Source organism: Roseateles noduli, assembly GCF_050626985.1.
GTDB classification, from domain to species: domain Bacteria; phylum Pseudomonadota; class Gammaproteobacteria; order Burkholderiales; family Burkholderiaceae_C; genus Roseateles; species Roseateles noduli_A.
Map to the genome: position 1 here is coordinate 1,927,281 of NZ_CP192463.1, position 17,249 is coordinate 1,944,529.

The 17,249-nt window shown below is 70.3% G+C and carries 15 protein-coding genes; 8 read left to right on the forward strand and 7 right to left on the reverse strand.

Annotated features, from left to right (window positions below; translation table 11 throughout):
* Nucleotides 1-46 precede the first annotated feature (46 nt).
* From ACQ4L4_RS08355 to paoC, 5 genes are all read left to right on the forward strand, one after another.
* Entirely contained in the window at nt 47-2,260 is a 2,214-nt protein-coding gene (locus ACQ4L4_RS08355) for a diguanylate cyclase domain-containing protein (RefSeq protein WP_431103787.1), read from the forward strand.
* 217 nt (nt 2,261-2,477) lie between these two features.
* Nucleotides 2,478-2,660, forward strand: a complete 183-nt coding sequence (locus tag ACQ4L4_RS08360; protein WP_067272360.1) for a DUF3606 domain-containing protein — start codon at nt 2,478-2,480, stop codon at nt 2,658-2,660.
* Between the two features lie 96 nt (nt 2,661-2,756).
* Complete coding sequence (gene paoA, locus ACQ4L4_RS08365) at nt 2,757-3,521, forward strand: aldehyde dehydrogenase iron-sulfur subunit PaoA (RefSeq protein ID WP_431103788.1); 765 nt, start codon at nt 2,757-2,759, stop codon at nt 3,519-3,521.
* On the forward strand, nt 3,518-4,483 hold the full coding sequence (locus ACQ4L4_RS08370; RefSeq protein ID WP_431103789.1) for an FAD binding domain-containing protein: 966 nt from the start codon (nt 3,518-3,520) through the stop codon (nt 4,481-4,483). Before paoA ends, ACQ4L4_RS08370 begins: the two co-directional genes overlap by 4 nt.
* The gene (gene paoC, locus ACQ4L4_RS08375) at nt 4,480-6,693 is read left to right on the forward strand and encodes an aldehyde oxidoreductase molybdenum-binding subunit PaoC (RefSeq protein WP_431103790.1); all 2,214 of its coding nucleotides are present in this window, start codon (nt 4,480-4,482) and stop codon (nt 6,691-6,693) included. The genes ACQ4L4_RS08370 and paoC overlap by 4 nt, the downstream gene beginning before the upstream one ends.
* 145 nt (nt 6,694-6,838) lie before the next feature.
* Here the strand turns inward: paoC and ACQ4L4_RS08380 are convergent, their stop codons facing one another.
* The 3 genes from ACQ4L4_RS08380 to ACQ4L4_RS08390 all read right to left on the reverse strand — a co-directional run bounded on the left by ACQ4L4_RS08380 (nt 6,839) and on the right by ACQ4L4_RS08390 (nt 11,023).
* Nucleotides 6,839-7,747, reverse strand: a complete 909-nt coding sequence (locus ACQ4L4_RS08380) for a hypothetical protein (protein WP_431103791.1) — start codon at nt 7,745-7,747, stop codon at nt 6,839-6,841.
* 118 nt (nt 7,748-7,865) lie between these two features.
* The gene (locus tag ACQ4L4_RS08385; protein WP_431103792.1) at nt 7,866-8,693 is read right to left on the reverse strand and encodes a hypothetical protein; all 828 of its coding nucleotides are present in this window, start codon (nt 8,691-8,693) and stop codon (nt 7,866-7,868) included.
* Between the two features lie 128 nt (nt 8,694-8,821).
* On the reverse strand, nt 8,822-11,023 hold the full coding sequence (locus ACQ4L4_RS08390) for an ATP-binding protein (RefSeq protein WP_431103793.1): 2,202 nt from the start codon (nt 11,021-11,023) through the stop codon (nt 8,822-8,824).
* 151 nt (nt 11,024-11,174) lie between these two features.
* On the opposite strand from ACQ4L4_RS08390, the gene ACQ4L4_RS08395 reads away from it, so the two are divergent.
* Nucleotides 11,175-11,867 carry a heavy metal response regulator transcription factor gene (locus ACQ4L4_RS08395; RefSeq protein ID WP_431103794.1) on the forward strand — a complete coding sequence of 231 codons (693 nt, stop codon included), beginning with the start codon at nt 11,175-11,177 and terminating at the stop codon, nt 11,865-11,867.
* Here ACQ4L4_RS08395 and ACQ4L4_RS08400 read toward each other — a convergent pair.
* Entirely contained in the window at nt 11,840-12,835 is a 996-nt protein-coding gene (locus ACQ4L4_RS08400) for a DUF4886 domain-containing protein (RefSeq protein ID WP_431103795.1), read from the reverse strand. The two genes, ACQ4L4_RS08395 and ACQ4L4_RS08400, sit on opposite strands and share 28 nt — an antisense overlap.
* Nucleotides 12,836-13,143: 308 nt before the next feature.
* On the opposite strand from ACQ4L4_RS08400, the gene ACQ4L4_RS08405 reads away from it, so the two are divergent.
* Nucleotides 13,144-13,935: a Crp/Fnr family transcriptional regulator gene (locus ACQ4L4_RS08405; protein WP_431103796.1), complete on the forward strand. Its 792-nt coding sequence runs from the start codon at nt 13,144-13,146 to the stop codon at nt 13,933-13,935.
* Between the two features lie 208 nt (nt 13,936-14,143).
* Here ACQ4L4_RS08405 and pepA read toward each other — a convergent pair whose 3' ends face one another.
* On the reverse strand, nt 14,144-14,935 hold the full coding sequence (pepA, locus tag ACQ4L4_RS08410; RefSeq protein WP_431103797.1) for a flocculation-associated PEP-CTERM protein PepA: 792 nt from the start codon (nt 14,933-14,935) through the stop codon (nt 14,144-14,146).
* Nucleotides 14,936-15,344: 409 nt separating this feature from the next.
* Here pepA and ACQ4L4_RS08415 point away from each other — a divergent pair, with 409 nt between their 5' ends.
* Complete coding sequence (locus ACQ4L4_RS08415; protein ID WP_431103798.1) at nt 15,345-15,656, forward strand: hypothetical protein; 312 nt, start codon at nt 15,345-15,347, stop codon at nt 15,654-15,656.
* 144 nt (nt 15,657-15,800) lie between these two features.
* Here the strand turns inward: ACQ4L4_RS08415 and ACQ4L4_RS08420 are convergent, their stop codons facing one another.
* Nucleotides 15,801-16,196 (reverse strand): hypothetical protein, encoded by a 396-nt coding sequence (locus tag ACQ4L4_RS08420; RefSeq protein WP_431103799.1) that lies wholly within the window; start codon nt 16,194-16,196, stop codon nt 15,801-15,803.
* A 198-nt stretch (nt 16,197-16,394) separates the two neighbouring features.
* Nucleotides 16,395-17,243, reverse strand: coding sequence for a CheR family methyltransferase (locus tag ACQ4L4_RS08425; RefSeq protein ID WP_431103800.1), 849 nt, complete (start codon nt 17,241-17,243; stop codon nt 16,395-16,397).
* Nucleotides 17,244-17,249 lie beyond the last annotated feature (6 nt).

A 17,249-nucleotide genomic window follows, 5' to 3' on the forward strand; every position in this document is an offset into this window, starting at 1 on the left:
GGGCGTCCGTCGCGGTTAGGATGACCGCCTCGCCCGCGTGCCTCCGATGGACCGACCGCCTCTCTACGCCCCCCGCTCCCTGACGCGACTGGCCCTGTGGCTCGCGGCGGGCAACCTCGTCATCGCCGCGGCGGTCGTGACGGCCACCTGGCTGGCCTTGCAGGCCGGACGCGACTCCGACCTCACCCGCGCCCGGGAAACCACCGAGAACCTGGCCGCCAGCCTCAGCATCGAGATCGGCGCCGAGCTCAAACAGGTCGACAACGCGCTGTCCACGCTCGCGTTGCAGTTCCGGCGGACCACCGGCGATCCGGAGCAGGTCCGGCGCTCGGTGGAGCGCGCGCTGGCCGACCAGCGCAGCCTGCTGCCGCAGGTCGACGCGATCCGGATCACCGACGCGCGCGGTCAGGTCGTCTACGGACTGGCCGGCGAGGAAGGCGCGCTCAACGTCGGCGACCGCGACTACTTCCAGCGCGCCAGAGACGCCAAGGACGGCGGCGACGCGATCGTCATCTCCGAACCGCTGTTCGGCCGCGTCCTGCACAAGTGGGGCATCGCCGTCTCGCGCCGGCTGGAGCGCGAGGACGGCAGCTTCGCCGGCGTGGTCTACACGACGCTGTCGACGGAACATTTCATCGAGAGCTTCAAGGGCCTGACGATCGGCGCGGAAGGCGCGATCTCGCTGCGCACGCGCAGCCAGCGACTGATCGCGCGCTACTCGGCCACGGAGCCGCACTCGATCCGCGGCGTCGGCGACGTCATCGTGTCCGAGGACCTCATGCGCCAGATCGCCGCCAACCCGCGGCAGGGCTGGTACATGACGCGGACCAAGCTCGACAACATCGAACGCATCACCTGCTACCGCCAGGTGCGCGGTTATCCGCTGACGATCTTCACCGGCTCGAGCACGGCGGAGTTCCTGGCCGCCTGGCGCGGCGAGGTCCTGCAGCAGGGCGCGCTGGCCGGCGTGGTGATCCTGACGGTGCTGGGATGTTCGGTGCTGATCTTCCTCCAGCAGCGCCGCGACCGCCGCGCGGCGATCGGGCTGCAGCAACTGGCGCTGGAGCAGGCGCTGATGCTGGACAACGACATGGTCGGCATGATGCGACTGCGCGACCGCACGGTGGTCTGGAAGAACCGCGCGCTGGCGTCGCTCTTCGGCTATGCGCCGGGGGAGCTGGACGGGCAAACGACGCGGGCGCTCTACCTCGACGACGACAGCTTCCGCGAGGTCGGCGACACCGCCTACCCCGCGATCGCCGCGGGCCGGCGCTTCCGTCAGCAGCTGCGGATGCGGCGCAAGGACGGCACGCCGGTGTGGATCGACCTCAGCGGCGCGTCGGTGTCCGAGCGCGAGTCGCTCTGGATGATGATCGACATCTCCGCGTTCAAGGAGAGCGAGGCCACTGCGCAGCACCTGGCCGTGCATGACGCGCTGACCGGGCTGCCCAACCGCGTGCGTTTCACCGAGCGGCTGGCGGGCGCGATGACGCTGCTGGGCGAGCGCGTGGGCCTGGTGGCGGTGTGCTGGGTGGACCTGGACGGCTTCAAGGACCTCAACGACCAGTTCGGCCACGAGGCCGGCGACGTGGTGCTGCGCGTGGTGGCGCAGCGGCTGCTGGCGGGCGTGCGCACGCACGACCTGGTCGCGCGCATGGGCGGCGACGAGTTCGCCATCCTGCTCACCGCGCTGCGCGCCGAGCACGAAGCCGGGCCGGCGCTGCGGCGCATGCTCGACGCGGTGGCCGAACCGATCCGGCTGCCCGACGGCGACCATGCGTCGGTCACCGCCAGCATCGGCATCGCGTTTGCCCCTCACCATGGCCGCCAGGCGGAGTCGCTGATGCGGCTCGCCGAAACGGCGATGACGACGGCCAAGCGCGCGGGCAAACGCCGCTTCGTGTCGGCCAGCAGCCTGCCGGGAATTGCCATGAACGCACCGAATTCGCCGTCCACCTCCGTCGGCCCCGACGCCCCCACGCCCGTGGACGCGATCGACACGCCCTCGGGTCCCGCGCCGGAACCGGGGACCGAAGAGGCCCGGGGCAAGGAGGCCAGCGACAAGAAGGCCAGCGACAGGGAGGCCAGCGACCAGGCGGGCCCGGGCGCGACACCAGGGAAGCCGCGTCCCCACGACCCCGGTCCGCCGACCGTGCCGGATCATTCATTCGACGAATCGGTCGCCGGGGAGGAAGATCCCGGTGCCACGCTCGACGGGGAAGACAGCAGCCGGGTGCCGCCGTCGCGCAAGCCGGGGTGAGCGGCTTCGTGCGGCGACCGGGCAGACCGGCTCGCAGGCCGGGGTGAGGCGTCTCGTGCGGCGACCGGGCGGACCGACGCGCAGGCCGGTGCCCCTCGCCGCTCAATCGCCTCCTCACGCTCGGCATTCGCTCTGAGGGGCACCGGCCCGCGCGTCGGTCGATGCAGCCTGCACTCATCAGATGCCGGGCCTCGGGGCCCGGGTCAGGGAGATCGTCATGTCCGAGGAAACTTCCAGTCCCCACAACAGCGAACGCCATCGCGTCAACGTGCAGGACGACTACGAGCTGCGCTATTGGGGCGAACGCTTCGGCGTGTCGCCCGAGCTGTTGCGCCATGCGGTCGATGCCGTGGGCACCAGCGCCAGGTCCGTCGAGGAGTGGCTGCAGGCGCATCGCTGATCGCCACCGTGCGAATCCCGATGCGGAGGTGTCCGCTGGGAACAGGGATTGCCGACTCGCCAGCTTGCCGATCCCGGCCAGCCAGGAGTCCCCAGCATGGATCTCGACACGGATCGATCGGACGCGGACACCGCGTCTTCCCTGCCCCCACCCGACAGGCCCCCGTGCGACGCTGAGCGCTGCGCGATCTCGCGCCGCGGCCTGTTGATCGCCGGCGCGGGCGCGTCCGCCGCGGTGGCCGCCGGCGCGCCGCTGGAGGCCGCCGCGCAAGCGCCCTCGCCCGCCTCATCCGCCGGACCCAAGCCTCAGGAGAACCTCGTGGCCACCTCCCGCGTGACGCTCAACGTCAACGGCCAGCCGCAGACGCTGGTCGTCGACAACCGCACCTCGCTGCTGGACCTGCTGCGCGAGCATCTGCAGCTCACCGGCACCAAGAAAGGCTGCGACCACGGCCAATGCGGCGCCTGCACCATCCACCTCGACGGCCGACGCGTCAACGCCTGCCTGACGCTGGCGGTGATGCACGAGGGCGCCCAGGTCGTGACGATCGAGGGCCTCGGCACGCCCGAGAAGATGCATCCGATGCAGACCGCTTTCGTGAAGCACGACGGTTACCAGTGCGGCTACTGCACGCCGGGGCAGATCTGCTCGGCGGTCGCCGTCCTCGACGAGATCAAGGCGGGCGCTCCCAGTCACGTCACGCCCGACCTCAACGTCCGTCCGCTGCTGTCCATCGACGAGCTGCGCGAGCGCATGAGCGGCAACCTCTGTCGCTGCGGGGCCTACTCCAACATCATCGACGCGATGGCCGAGGTGGCCGGCGTCCCTGTGCCGGGCACCGGCGAGCGGAGGTCCGCATGAAGCCGTTCACCTTCGAGCGCGCGGCCTCGCCGACCGCCGCCGTGGCCGCCGCCGCGAAGCAGCCCGGCGCGCGTTTCATCGCCGGCGGGACCAACCTGCTCGACCTGATGAAGCTGCAGGTCGAGACCCCCACGCACCTGATCGATGTGAACGGCCTGGGCCTGGACCGCATCGAGGCGAGCACCGACGGCGGCCTGCGCATCGGCGCGCTGGTGCGCAACAGCGACCTCGCCGCGGACGCCCGCGTGCGGCGCGACTATGGCGTGCTGTCGCGGGCGCTGCTCGCCGGCGCGTCGGGCCAGCTGCGCAATCGCGCGACGACCGCCGGCAACCTGTTGCAGCGCACGCGCTGCCCCTACTTCTACGACACCGACCAGCCCTGCAACAAGCGCCAGCCGGGCAGCGGCTGCTCGGCGATCGGCGGCATGAGCCGGCCGCTGGCGGTGATCGGCGTCAGCGAGGCCTGCATCGCCTCGCACCCCAGCGACATGGCCGTCGCGATGCGGGTGCTGGACGCGACCGTCGAGACCCTGCGGCCCGACGGCCAGGCGCGCCGCATCCCGATCGCGGACTTCCATCGGCTGCCAGGGAACACGCCGCACATCGAGACCACGCTCGAGGCCGGTGAGCTGATCACCGCGGTGACGCTGCCCAAGCCGGTCGGCGGCACGCACCTGTATCACAAGGTCCGGGACCGGGCGTCGTACGCCTTCGCGCTGGTCTCGGTGGGCGCGATCGTCCAGCGCGACGGCAGCGGACGTTTCGCCGTCGGCGGCATTGCGCCCAAGCCCTGGCGGGCCGAAGGCGCCGAGCGCGCCCTGCGCCAAGGCGCGGCCGCCGCCGCGGGCGCGCTGCTGGCCGGCGCGACGCCCACCGCCGAGAACGCCTTCAAGTTGCCGCTGGTGGAGCGCACGCTCGCCGCGGTGCTCGCGCAAGCGAAGGTCACCGGGAGGACCGCATGAAATTCGACACCCCCGCCACCACGAACCCGATCGACCAGCTGCGCATCGTCGGCAAGCCGACCGACCGCATCGACGGGCCGCGCAAGACGACCGGGACCGCGCCCTACGCGTATGAGCGTCACGACGTCGCGAAGAACGTCGCCTATGGCGTCGTGGTCGGCGCCGGCATCGCCAAGGGCCGCATCTCGACGATCGATGTCCAGGCGGCGGAGGCCGCGCCGGGCGTGCTGGCCATCGTCACCGCGTACAACGCCGGCAAGCTCGGCAAGGGCAGCATGAACACCGCCAGGCTGCTCGGCGGGCCGGAGATCGAGCACTACCACCAGGCGATCGCCGTGGTCGTCGCCGAAAGCTTCGAGCAGGCACGCGCGGGCGCGGCGCTGATCCGCGTCCAGTACGCGCGCGAGAGCGGCGCCTTCAGCCTGGCCAAGGCCAAGGACCAGGCCAAGCCGCCGAAGGAAGCCAACGACACGCCGCCCTCGACGAAGGTCGGCGACTTCGACACCGCCTTCGCGCAGGCGGCGGTGAAGATCGACCAGACCTACACGACGCCGGACCAGTCGCACGCGATGATGGAGCCGCATGCGACGCTGGCCGTCTGGGAAGGCGACAAGCTCACCGTCTGGACCGCCAACCAGATGATCGACTGGGGCCGCGGCGATCTGGCCAAGACGCTGGGGCTGCCGCGCGACAAGGTGCGATTGATCTCGCCCTTCATCGGCGGCGGTTTCGGCGGCAAGTTGTTCCTGCGCGCGGACGTACTGATGGCCGCGCTGGGCGCGAAGGCCAGCGGCCGACCGGTGAAGGTGGCGCTGCAGCGGCCCTTGATGATGAACAACACGACGCACCGGCCCGCGACCATCCAGCGCCTGCGGATCGGCGCGGGGCGGGACGGGAAGATCACGGCGATCGGGCACGAGAGCTGGTCCGGCGACCTGCCCGGCGGCGGACCGGAGACCGCCGTCGCGCAGACGCGGCTGCTGTACGCGGGCGCGAACCGGATGACCGCGATGAAGCTCGCGGAGCTGAACCTGCCCGAAGGCAACGCGATGCGCGCGCCCGGCGAGGCGCCGGGGCTGATGGCGCTGGAGATCGCGATGGACGAGCTCGCGGAGAAGCTCGGCATGGACCCGATCCAGTTCCGCATCGTCAACGACACGCAGGTCGATCCGGAGAAGCCGGAACGGCCGTTCTCGCAGCGCCGCCTGACCGAGTGCCTGCGCACGGGCGCGGAGCGCTTCGGCTGGAGCCGACGCGCCGCGCCGGGACAGCGGCGTGAAGGTCCCGGCGGACGCTGGCTGATCGGCCTCGGCGTCGCGGCGGCGTTCCGCAACAACATCGTGATGAAGTCGGCCGCGCGGGTGCGGCTGGACCGCCGCGGCATCGTCACCGTCGAGACCGACATGACCGACATCGGCACCGGCACCTACACGATCCTCGCGCAGACGGCGGCGGAAATGATGGGTGTCGGGCTCGACCAGGTGGTGGTGCGGCTGGGCGATTCGGCGCTGCCGGTGTCGGCGGGCTCGGGCGGGCAATGGGGCGCCAACAGCTCGGCGTCGGGCGTGTACGCGGCCTGCGTCGCGTTGCGGGAGCTGGTCGCGAAGAAGGCCGGCGTCGATGCGAAGGACGCCGTCTTCGTCGACGGCCAGGTGCGCGGCGGCGGACGCAGCGTGTCGCTGGGCGAAGTCGCGGGCAACGAGGGCCTGGCCGCCGAGGACAAGATCGAGTTCGGCGACCTCGACAAGAAGTACCAGCAGTCGACCTTCGGCGGCCACTTCGTCGAGGTCGCGGTCGACGCCTTCACCGGCGAGGTCCGCGTGCGGCGCATGCTGGCCGTGTGCGCGGCGGGACGCATCCTCAACCCCAAGTCGGCCCGCAGCCAGGTCATCGGCGCGATGACCATGGGCGTCGGCGCGGCCTTGATGGAGGCGCTGCATGTCGACGAGCGGCGCGGTTTCTTCGTCAACCATGACCTCGCGGGTTACGAGGTGCCGGCGCATGCCGACATCCCGCACCAGGAGGTCGTGTTCCTCGACGAGACCGATCCGCTGTCGTCGCCGATGAAGGCCAAGGGCGTCGGGGAACTGGGCATCTGCGGCGTCGCCGCCGCGGTGGCGAATGCGATCTACAACGCCACCGGCGTGCGCGTGCGCGACTATCCGGTCACGCTCGACAAGCTGCTGAAGGACTTGCCGAAGGTGGCTTGACGTCGGGGATCCCTGTGGCTTGGCGCAGTTGCTCAAGCCCCAGGGCCTCGAACATCTCCCGCGTCGGATCGGGCATTCGTTCCGGGTTCGATCATGCTCGCCTGAAAAGGCATCGGCAGCGCCCGGCGGACACGTGCCCAGGGGTCTACATGAACGGCGTGTGCGGAAATCCGCCTCCTGCACCGAACAGATTCCCGAGGTTCTGGCAGAGGCGGTCTCCCAGGCGCATCTGCATGCCCCATCCGAGCGGTCCGACGATGTCCCGCGCCGCCTGCTGCAACCGCGCCGGCCACCCCGGTCCGGCGGGTGATTCCACCGGTGCCTGTTCGGCAATCCAGGCCGGCATGGGGCGCGGAGGCATCCGCCCTTGAATGAAGTGCTGCGCCAGCTCTGCGTAATTGGGGACCTGCGCGCGCAGCTGTGCTTCCAACGGCTCCAGCCGGTGCTGCCTCGGGGACTTCATTGGCCGATATTCCGGCAACGGCTGGCCTGGCTCCGGGCAGATCCCCAGGCCCTCCAGCATGACGCGCGTCGCGTGCGTCAGCCTGTAGGGCTGCGCCTCCATGCGATGGACCTCCGAGGCGCCGAGCAGCCGGCTCAGACGCTGCTTCACCTCCGGGGCCAGCGACGCAGCGGCCTTGCAGGCCGCGACGGTGGGCCGGTCCTTCACGTCATCGCGGCTCTCGTGACTGACCCCGTACCCGTCCAGGACCAGCGCGGCGATCCAGTCCGCGCGGCAGCCGGGCTCCAGCCCCGCCAGATCGGCCGCGGCCTGACCGCCGCGCTGCCTGTCCATCAACGCGGCCTTCAACAGCCCGCCGAGCGCGCAGGATTTCAGCAGGCGTGTCGACTCGGGCTTGGCCCCGTCGTCGTTGAACAGCGCCTTCAGGTCATCCGAATGGGCTTGCCATGTCGAACGCCTGGGAGACGCATCGGCGCCCTCGATGTCGGCGAGCTGGGTCGACGTACTGGAGGAGGAGGAGGAGGAGGAGGAGGAGGAAGGGACGATGTCTGCGGCACCTGGCGCCGCGCCGCTGGGCGTGATTCCGAACATTCGGTTGACTCCGTGGAAGATGGCGCTTCAGTCGTCGCCGAGACCCACCGGTTCATGCAGGCGAACACGCTCGACAAGCGACTGAAGGACTTGCCCAAGGTGGCGTGAACGTCGTTGCCTATCGCGACGCAAGCACTTTCAGTTCAAGCGCGTCGTACATCTGATGGGTCAGGCCTTGCATGCGACCGGCATTGAGGCGTCGCCACGAGACGACGGCATCCGCCAGTGCGCGCGGCAGGAAACCGTCGTTCCGACGTCCTTCATAGTGGTCCAGGGCGGCGGCGATCGACGGAAGATCATCGTCCTTCAACGCCTTGCACAGCGTGAGCAGTCGCCGTCCGCCCGGCGATTCATGGTCGATGCCAAACGCCAGCATGCTGCCGAAGAACGCCATCGGCAGGGCCTCCTTGAGCAACGCCGGCGAATCGGACAGCCTTTGCTGAAGCGTCCGCGCGCGCTGTTCCCGGTCCTGCGTCGACCCGGGGAGCTCGGACTGGGACGAATCGGCATCGAGTTCTTCGAGGAGCCGCAATCCCCACGCGGCGGCATGGCCCTGCCGCCGCCTCACGAACTCCCGATGGTCGTCGTCGGATGCCTTCCGCAGCATGTCGGTCGTGTTGCCGTCGGGACCCAGCACCACCGCTGCCGTGCTGAAACCGGACAGCAGCCGGTCCAGGTCGACGTCCTCGGGCGGCAGCTTCGCGATCGACGCCAAGGTGTCCAAGGCCTCCGCGACCTCGCGCGAAGTGGTCATGCCTTCGGCGACCTCGTGGTCAGCGAAAAAGTGGGGAGGGATGATGAGACCCGCCTCTTCGCGGGTGGGCCGGTACTCCTCCAGGTAGCGCCGGTAGGCGTCCTCGTCGGTCACCACCAGTCGTCCGGTGTCGAACTCCCGGTGCCAGCCGTCCCCCACCCAGATGTCGTCGCCTACCGCTACTTCCCACATGAAACCCTCCGGATTCAAGTTGCAAGGGCGCTTCAGTCGCGCCTGATTGCTCCCGGTTCCGGTATTCGAGCTTCGACTCAATCAGCCCTGCAGGCGCACGTTCGCACGGTTCGCGCGCAGGTAGCGCGTCAGACGGCTTCGCGCGTCGGATTCATCGCCTCGGCGAGCACCGCCGCGAGGACGTCCACGTCATAGGGCTTGGGCACCAGCGGGACGTTCGGCGCCTCCTCGATGCGCACCGGGTGGCCGCTGGCCAGCACCACCGGCAGCGTCGGCTTGAGGACCTTCAAGGTCCGCACCAGGTCCACGCCGCTGCGCGCGCCCGGCATCACGATGTCGGTCAGCACCACGTCCGCGGCGAGTCCCCCGCGCAACTGGTCCAGCGCGTGATCGGCCGTCGGCGCCGTCTTCACGGTGAAGCCGCGTTCCTCCAGCGCCTGCGCGGTCAGCTCGCGCACCGACGGCTCGTCCTCCACCAGCAGCACCGTCCCGGCGAAGCGCCGTTCCGTGCCGGGCGACGCCGCGCGCACGACCTGACCCTCCGCCTCCGTCCTGCCGTGCGAACGCGGCAGCCACAGCGTGACCTCCGTGCCCAGGCCGATCTTGCTGACGATGCCGGCCGTGCCGCCCGCCGAATGCGCCAGCGCATAGACCTGCGCCAGCCCCAGGCCAGTGCCCTGCCCCACCGCCTTGGTGGTGAAGAAGGGTTCGAACGCGCGCTCCATCTGCTCCTGCGTCATGCCGTCGCCGGTGTCGCGCACCGCGATCGCGACGTAGTCCCCGGGCAGCAGCTCCGGCGCGAGTCCCACCGGATCGCCCTGCGCCAGCACGCGCTTGCGCGCCGAGACGGTGAGGCGGCCCCGCCCGTGCATCGCGTCGCGCGCGTTCAGCGCGAGGTTCAGCACCGCCAGCTCCAGCTGGACCGGGTCCGTGCGCACGGGCCACAGGTCCTCGTCGATGTGGAGCTCGACCTCGACGGCGCTGCCCACCGCGCCGCCGGCCAGCGCCATCAGCTCGGGCAACTGGCGACGCAGGTCGATGACCGTCTCATGCCCCACCTGCGGCCGTCCGAAGGCCAGCAGCTGCCGCGTCAGCTGCGCCGCCTTGCCGGTCGCGCGCTGGCAGGCGTCCAGCGCTGTGTCGGCGCGCGGGTCGGTGCTGAGCCGGCGCGCCAGCTGCAGCCCCGTCGTCATGGTCTGCAGCAGGTTGTTGAAGTCGTGCGCGATGCCGCCGGTCAGCCGGCCCAGCGCCTCCAGCTTCTGGCTGCGCAGCGCCGCCTGCTGCGCCCGGCGCGTCTGCTCGACCGCCGCGTCGATCTCCTCGCGCAGGCGCTGCTCGTTGCCCGCGCGTTCGCGGCTGGCCGTGGCCAGCGCGTGCTGGACGACGTCGATCTCGTCGACGCCGCCGGCGACCTCGGCGATCGTCGCGCCGCCGCCCATGCGGATGGCGTCCTTGCGCAGGCGCCGCAGCGGATCGGCGATCTCGCGGCTCATGCGCCGCGCCAGCACCAGCGCCAGCACGATGAAGGCCAGCGACAGCGACAGCATCATCGCGAAGGCGGTCCAGGCGCCCTTGGCGAGTTCCGCCTGGCTCAGGCCGATCAGCACCACCCAGCCGGAGTCGGGCGCGCGGCTGAAGACGGTGAAGACCGGCTCGCCGTCGAGCGTGCGCGCGTCGACCACGCCCTGGTCCCCGCGGCTCAGCGCGGCGAGCATGTTCGGGCTGGCCCGCTGGCCGACACGTTTCTCCGGGTCGCGGGTGCGCGCGATGACGTCGCCGTTGCGGTCCAGCACGACCCCCAGCCAGCCTTCGGGCAGCGGCTGCTGGCGGAAGATCTGCTGCATCTCGCTGACGGGGCTGCCGTAGCCGAGGTACATCGGCTGGCCCAGCACCGTCACCGGCACGCGCACGGCGAAGCTGGGCTTGCGGTCCACCGGACCGATGTAGAGATTGGAGACGAGCAGCCGGCGCGTGGTGTCGATGCCGTCCTTGAAGCCGTTCGCCGCGGGCAAGGGCTGACCCCAGGCGACGCGGGTGTTGATCAGCTGACGACCCTCGACCGTGGTCAGCACGATGGTGTTGGGCGAACCGGCGACCAGCCGGGCGGCCTCGCCATGGAACTGCTCGAGCCGGCCCTCGGCCAGGCTGGGCGAGACGCTCAGCGCCTGCAGCAGCGCGGTGCGCACCGCCATCTCACGGTCGGCGACCAGGCTCAGCGCCTCGGCGGTCTCGGTGGCGGCGGCCACGGCCGCGCGACGTTCGGTGTGGAAGACCGCCATGCCGGCGATCACCGACAGCAGCAGCGTCGGCAGCACGATCAGCCACACCATGGCGCGCAACCTGCGGCTGACGGACCCGGCGCGCGATGCGGAGAGAGACGGGGTCCGGAGGGGCATGGTGGACGGATTCTAGAGGGCGAGGTCGGCCGCCGTCCGCCGGGCCGGTGCGCCGCTTGCCCGAGGTCCGCAGGGAGCACGCACGATGAAACTGCTGGTGATCGAGGATGAAGAGAAGCTGGGCGACTACCTGCGCGGCGGCCTGACGCAGGAGGGATTCGTCGTCGACCTGGTGCGCGACGGCGTCGACGGCCTGCATCAGGCCAGCGAGGGCCAGTACGACCTGGTGCTGCTGGACGGCGTGCTGCCGGGCATCGACGGACTCGCCGTGCTGGCGGCGCTGCGCCAGCAGGACCACACGCGTGCGTTGCCGGTGCTGATGATGACGGCGCGCGCCGAGGTCGAGGACCGCGTCCGCGGCCTGCAGGCCGGCGCCGACGACTACCTGTGCAAGCCCTTCGCGTTCTCCGAGCTGGTGGCCCGGATCCAGGCGCTGCTGCGCCGCGCGGCCGGCGCCGTGCCGGCCGAGGCCACCGTGCTCAAGCTCGCCGACCTGGAGGTCGACCTGCTGCGCCGCAAGGTCCACCGCGCGGGACAGCGGCTGGACCTCACGCCCAAGGAATTCAGCCTGCTGACGCTGCTGCTGCGGCGCCAGGGTCAGGTCATGTCCCGGACCGAGCTCGCCGAGCAGGTCTGGGACATGAACTTCGACAGCGAGACCAACGTCGTCGAAGTCGCGGTGCGACGGCTGCGCGGCAAGCTCGACAAGCCCTTCGACGTCGAGCTGCTGCACACCGTGCGCGGCATGGGTTACGTGCTGGAGAGACGCGACGGGTGAGCGGCGACCGCGCTCCGGCGGCGCCAGAGCGCCAGCAGGCCGACGCCCGCCATCAGCATCGCCCAGGTGGACGGTTCCGGCACCGGCGCGGCGAGCTGCTCGAAGGCCAGCTGCTGCATCACCCGCACCTGCGCCTCGGAGATGCCCAGCAGCGCCGCCGAGGTCTCGCCCGCGCCCAGGCTGCGCGGGTCCAGGCCGGTGATCTTGCCGAAGATCGTCAGCGCCTCCAGGTAGCTGCCGTACATGCTGGCGTGGTAGTTGTCGCCGGCCCACAGCTTGACCTTGCCGGCGTCGATACCGTCGTAAGGGTTGGTGTCCGCGAAGCCCTGGGACATCGCGCGGTTCCAGGCCAGACCGACCGGGATCACGCCGTCGATCTTGTCGGACGCCTGGTCCGCCTGCAGGTAGCCGGTGTAGACGTCCTCGGCCATCTTGTAGATCGACTGGCCGTACCAGGCGCCGCTGGGCGGATAGGTCTGGTCCGCGCGCGACCAGGTCGCCATCAGGTTGATCTTCACGTCCGCGTTCTGCGCGTGCAGCGCGTCGGCCAGCAGGCCCGAGTACTGGATCAGCTTGGCCGGATTGCCGGGCTGGGACGCGTCCAGCGTGCTGTAGCTCTGCAGCACGACCCGGTCCCACGGCTTGTTGATCAGGTCCATCTTGGTGTTGTAGTGCAGGTCCAGGCCGCTGCCGCCGACCGTCTCCAGGCTGACGTCGTAGCTGAGCCCGGCCTGCGCGGTGAAGGCCTTGAACAGCGCCGGGATGCCGCCGATGCCGGTGCCGTTGAGGTCGGTCACGGAGCCGGGGTTGAACTGCATCACCGACGAGCCCTGTGCGTAGGTGAAGCTGTTGCCGACGAACAGGATGCTCTCGGCCTGCGCCGCGCCGATCGACAGCGCGAGGACCATGCCCGCCAGCGGGCGGAGCGTGCGCAGGGTGCCTGGGAACCGGGTGGTGGATCGATTCATTTGTCTTCCTCGGTTGGAGTCGTGGATGCGCGCGGGTCCGATGCCCGTGCGCTTCCCCGTTATAGGGACCGGGACACCGTCCGACAGGCCCGCGACGGCGGCCCCCCTAGAACGCTGTGCGGCCAGCATCGACAACCCGGTGCGCTGGCGCACCCAGGCGGGGATAGTGCCGAGACATCGGGACATTCCCGCGACCCTTGCGGGAACGCGTACGCAATGGCACCAAAGACACGCTCCGATACCTCGACAGGCACGGTGATTGCCATAGTGGTCCGCTGGAACGGATGTGCAGTTCCCGGAGCCTATCGATGTCCCTGTCCCTTGCCGCAAACCCTGCCGCCACGCAAGCTCGCGCGAACCTGCTGCTCGTGCAGCTGCCCGCCGAGGACCAGGCGCGCTGGTCCGCGCAGCTCGAGACTGTCGAGCTGCTGAAGGGCCGCGTGCTCTTCGAGGCCGGCACGCCCGCCACCCACGTGTATTTCCCGATCACCGCGATCGTCTCGCTGATCCACACGACCCATTCGGGCGACGCGACGCAGGTCGCGATGATCGGCTCCGAAGGCGCCGCGGGTCTGGCCGCGGCGATGGGCGGCGAGTCCCCCGCCTGCCGCGCGGTGGTGCAGCGGGCCGGCCTGGCCTTCCGCATGCGGGTGCCGCTGGTCCGGGAGGAGCTGCTGCGCGCCGGCGCGTCCATGCCGCTGATGCTGCGTTATGTGCAATCGCTGATCGCGCAGATCGCGCACACGGCGGTCTGCAACCGGCACCACTCACTGGAACGGCAACTGTGCCGCTGGCTGCTGCTGTGCCTGGATCGTCAGCATGGGCATTGCGAGCTGTCGGTGACGCAGGAGTCGATCTCCAGCCTGCTGGGCGTGCGCCGGGAAGGCGTCACCGAGAGCGCCCAGCGCCTCCAGGCCGCCGGCCTGATCCGTTATTCCCGCGGACATATCGCGGTACTGGACCGGCCGGGGCTGGAAGCCCGGGCCTGCGAGTGCTACGCCCTGCTCAAGCAGGACTTCCAGCGTCTGCTGCCTCAGGACCTGGACGACGAGAACGCGGCCACCTCTGCCACCTTCGCATCCGTCGCCGTGCAGGCCTGAGGGCGCTGCATCGCTGATTCGAGCATCGCAGCGGGCGTCCCGTCGTGGACGGGACACCCGTGGAGCGCCCGCTGGGCGCTCCGTGAGGCACGGCGAGAAGCCGGCTTTCGCCGACATCCCTGTCCGACCTGACGTTCCGGCTCGTCCGGGCACCCGCATGCCCTCGCGTTCCGGAACCCCGACCGGTCCCGAAGGACCGGCCGTCCGATCACTTCTCCGAACGGCGGCGACGCGCGATGAAGCCGACCGCGCCGAGGCCGGCCAGCAGCATCGCGTAGGTCGACGGTTCCGGCACGGCCGCGAAGTTGATCGATCCGCCGCCCTGACGGATGCGGAAGCCGCCCGCGAAGGGTTCGACCTGCGACGTCGTGTTGGAGAACGAGGTCAGCGCGATCGTGTAGGCCGGGGACGAGCTCTGGAAGCCCGGCACCAGCCAGTCGATCGTCAGCTTGGCGTTGGCCGACGGATTGAAGGTACCGTCGCCCAGCGGCGTGGTCGCCACCGTGCCCAGCACCAGCGAACCGGTGGCCAGGGCCACTTCGCCGGTCGCGGTTTCGGTCGGCGTGTTGCCGGCGAAGCCGAACGACGAGGTGCCGTTGTAGCCGTACAGGGTGTACGTCAGCGAATTCAGCGCACCCAGGGTCGGGGTGGTGCCCGGGTTGCCGGCTTGCGACAGCGTGCCGGTACCGCTGAACTGGATGTAGAAACCGTAGTCCGAATTCAGACCGTCGGACGGCAGCGTCAGGCCGCCCAGCTGGGCCGCGCTGATCGACAGGTAGCCGGCTTCGGTGAACGAGTTGCCGGCCCCGAAGGTGATGGTCGAATAATTCGACACCAGCAGGTTGTCGGCCGTGAAAGCCGAGCCGTTCAGGCCGGCGGCACCCGGGTCCCAGGTGAATTGCGGTAGCGCGGATGCGCTGGCGCTGACGGCGGCCAAGGCGAGAGCCAGCAGGGTACGCTGGAACGCGATGGGCTTCCGGGCGAGCAAAGGCAGGGTCATGGTGGTTGCTCCGAAAGGGAAATCCGCGAATTGCGGACACCGCAGTTCACCACCCGCCACAGAGGGAGTCTGTTCGTCCACCCACATAAAAACCGGCCCTCTTCCGCATGTACCCGGAAGGTGCTACGAACAGCCCCGGTCGTGCCTGAAAACACCCCGCATCCAGGGGGTGCTGCGCTGCAGCAAAAACACGACATCCTCGATGGCATCTGGGGAAAAAGGGCTTCGATGCGCGCGCATGCGCGTCGTCGGAGCGGCTGCGTAGCGTCCGCGGAGCGCCTCGACGCCGCACGAAGCGCGCGGACGCGAATTACTGCGCTCGCGCGGCGCTTTTCGGGGGGCTCGCGGCACGGGGCCGACGGGACAATCCGGCATCGCCTCCCGACGACTTCCACGAGCCCCGCACGCCATGTCCCAACACGACCGCCCGTCCAGCCGCACCGCCACTTCCGCTGCCCTCTCCTCGACCGCCGTCTCGGGCGTGGCAGGGCTGATGCTCGGGCAGATCGTCCTGGCGCTGGCGCTGCATCACGGCCGCTCCGTCGAGGGCCTGGGCTACGCGCTCGTGTTCCTGCTGGCCGGCGGCGCGTCCGTGGCCTGCTTCCTGGCGCATCGCCATCAGCAACGCCGCCCCCGGAGCGAACCGGCGCCGCTGCGCCTCTGGGTCGGCGCGCTTGCGCTGGGCGTGTTCGCGTCCATGGTCGTCGCAGGCTCGTTCTGAGCCCGTGCGGCGACGCCTCCCGGCGTCGCTGAGCTCATCCGTCGACGGTGCCTCGAGCCTGCGTCGCGCCGCGTCGAGAGCACCGGCCGACGTCATCGGTCGACGTCACTCCTCGACGTCACTCCTCGACGTCAGTCGTCGACATCACTCGTCGACGTTCTCGTCGTCATCCGCATGCTCCGGATCGGGACCGGCCGACGGATCGTCGCCGCTGGCCAGGTCCTCCACATCGATGCTCGCGTCGATGTCGTCCGGCGTCGGCGAGCGGCTGACGCGGTCGGGCAGGATATCGGCGGCATCGTGGTCCCGCCCCGGCGTCGCCGACGCGCGCTCCCCGGTGCCGAAGCGATCGGTGTCGCTGGAGGGGTTCGACGGTGTCGCGCCCAGCTCGTCCGGATCGTCCGCGCCGGTGCTCATCCGACGCTCGCCCGAGACGTCGCTGCCGCTGTCGGAACTGTCGCTCGGACCGAGCGAGTCCGTGCCCCGTCCCTTCGCCTGCGCGGGCGCCTGCGTTCCGCCGAGGATGCTGCTGGTGGCCATGGTGTGTGCTCCTGTGAGACCCGGTGCGGGTCGATGCAGGATTCAGGCAAGCCCCGAGCCCGCCGCCTCACGCCGGCCCCTCACCCCCACCCTCTCCCGCAAGCGGGCGAGGAGTCCGACCAGCTTTACTCGCGGCCACAGCCCCTCTTGCACCCGCTCCCGCTTGCGGGAGAGGGAGGGGTGAGGGCCGGGGTCGTGTCAGGCCGACCGCTTCTGGTAGATGCGTTCCTTGGCCGCGATCTCGACGAACTCGCCGGCGTGCGCGGAGAAGCGCAGCGTCTCGCGCGCGCCCAGGCCGAGGAAGCCGTTGCGGCACAGGGCCTCGGTGAACAGGCCCAGCGCGCGGTCCTGCAGCGCGCGGTTGAAGTAGATCAGCACGTTGCGGCAGGACACCAGCTGCACCTCGGCGAACACGCTGTCCGTGGACAGGCTGTGGTCGCTGAAGACGATGCGCTCCTTCAGCGACTTGTCCATCAGCACGTGGTCGTAGGCCGCGGTGTAGTACTCCGACAGCGAGCCCCGCCCGCCCGACGCCCGGTGATTCTCGGAGTACAGCGGCACCTGGTCCACGCGGTAGACCCCCGCCTGCGCCTGCGCGAGCGCCTCCTGGCTGATGTCGGTCGCGTAGATCAGCGTGCGGTCCAGCAGCCCTTCCTCCTTCATGAGGATGGCCATCGAGTACGCCTCCTCGCCGCCGCTGCAGCCCGCCACCCAGATCCGCAGCGACGGGAAGGTCCGCAGCACCGGCACGACCTGCTCGCGCAGCGCGCGGAAGTACTCGGGATCGCGGAACATCTCGCTGACCTGCACGGTCAGGTCGGCCAGCACCGAGCGGAAGACTTCCGGCTCATGCAGCACGCGCCCCTGCAGCTGCGAGAGATTCGCGCAGCCGAAGCGCTGCTGGCCGGCCTTCAGCCGGCGCCGCAGCGAGCTGCCCGCGTAGTCGCGGAAGTCGTAGTGGTAGCGCGCGTAGATCGCTTCCAGGATGAGCCGGACCTCGAGGTCGTCCTCGTGCCGGCCCGTCGTGCCGTCGTCGCCGTGCGTCATCGTCCG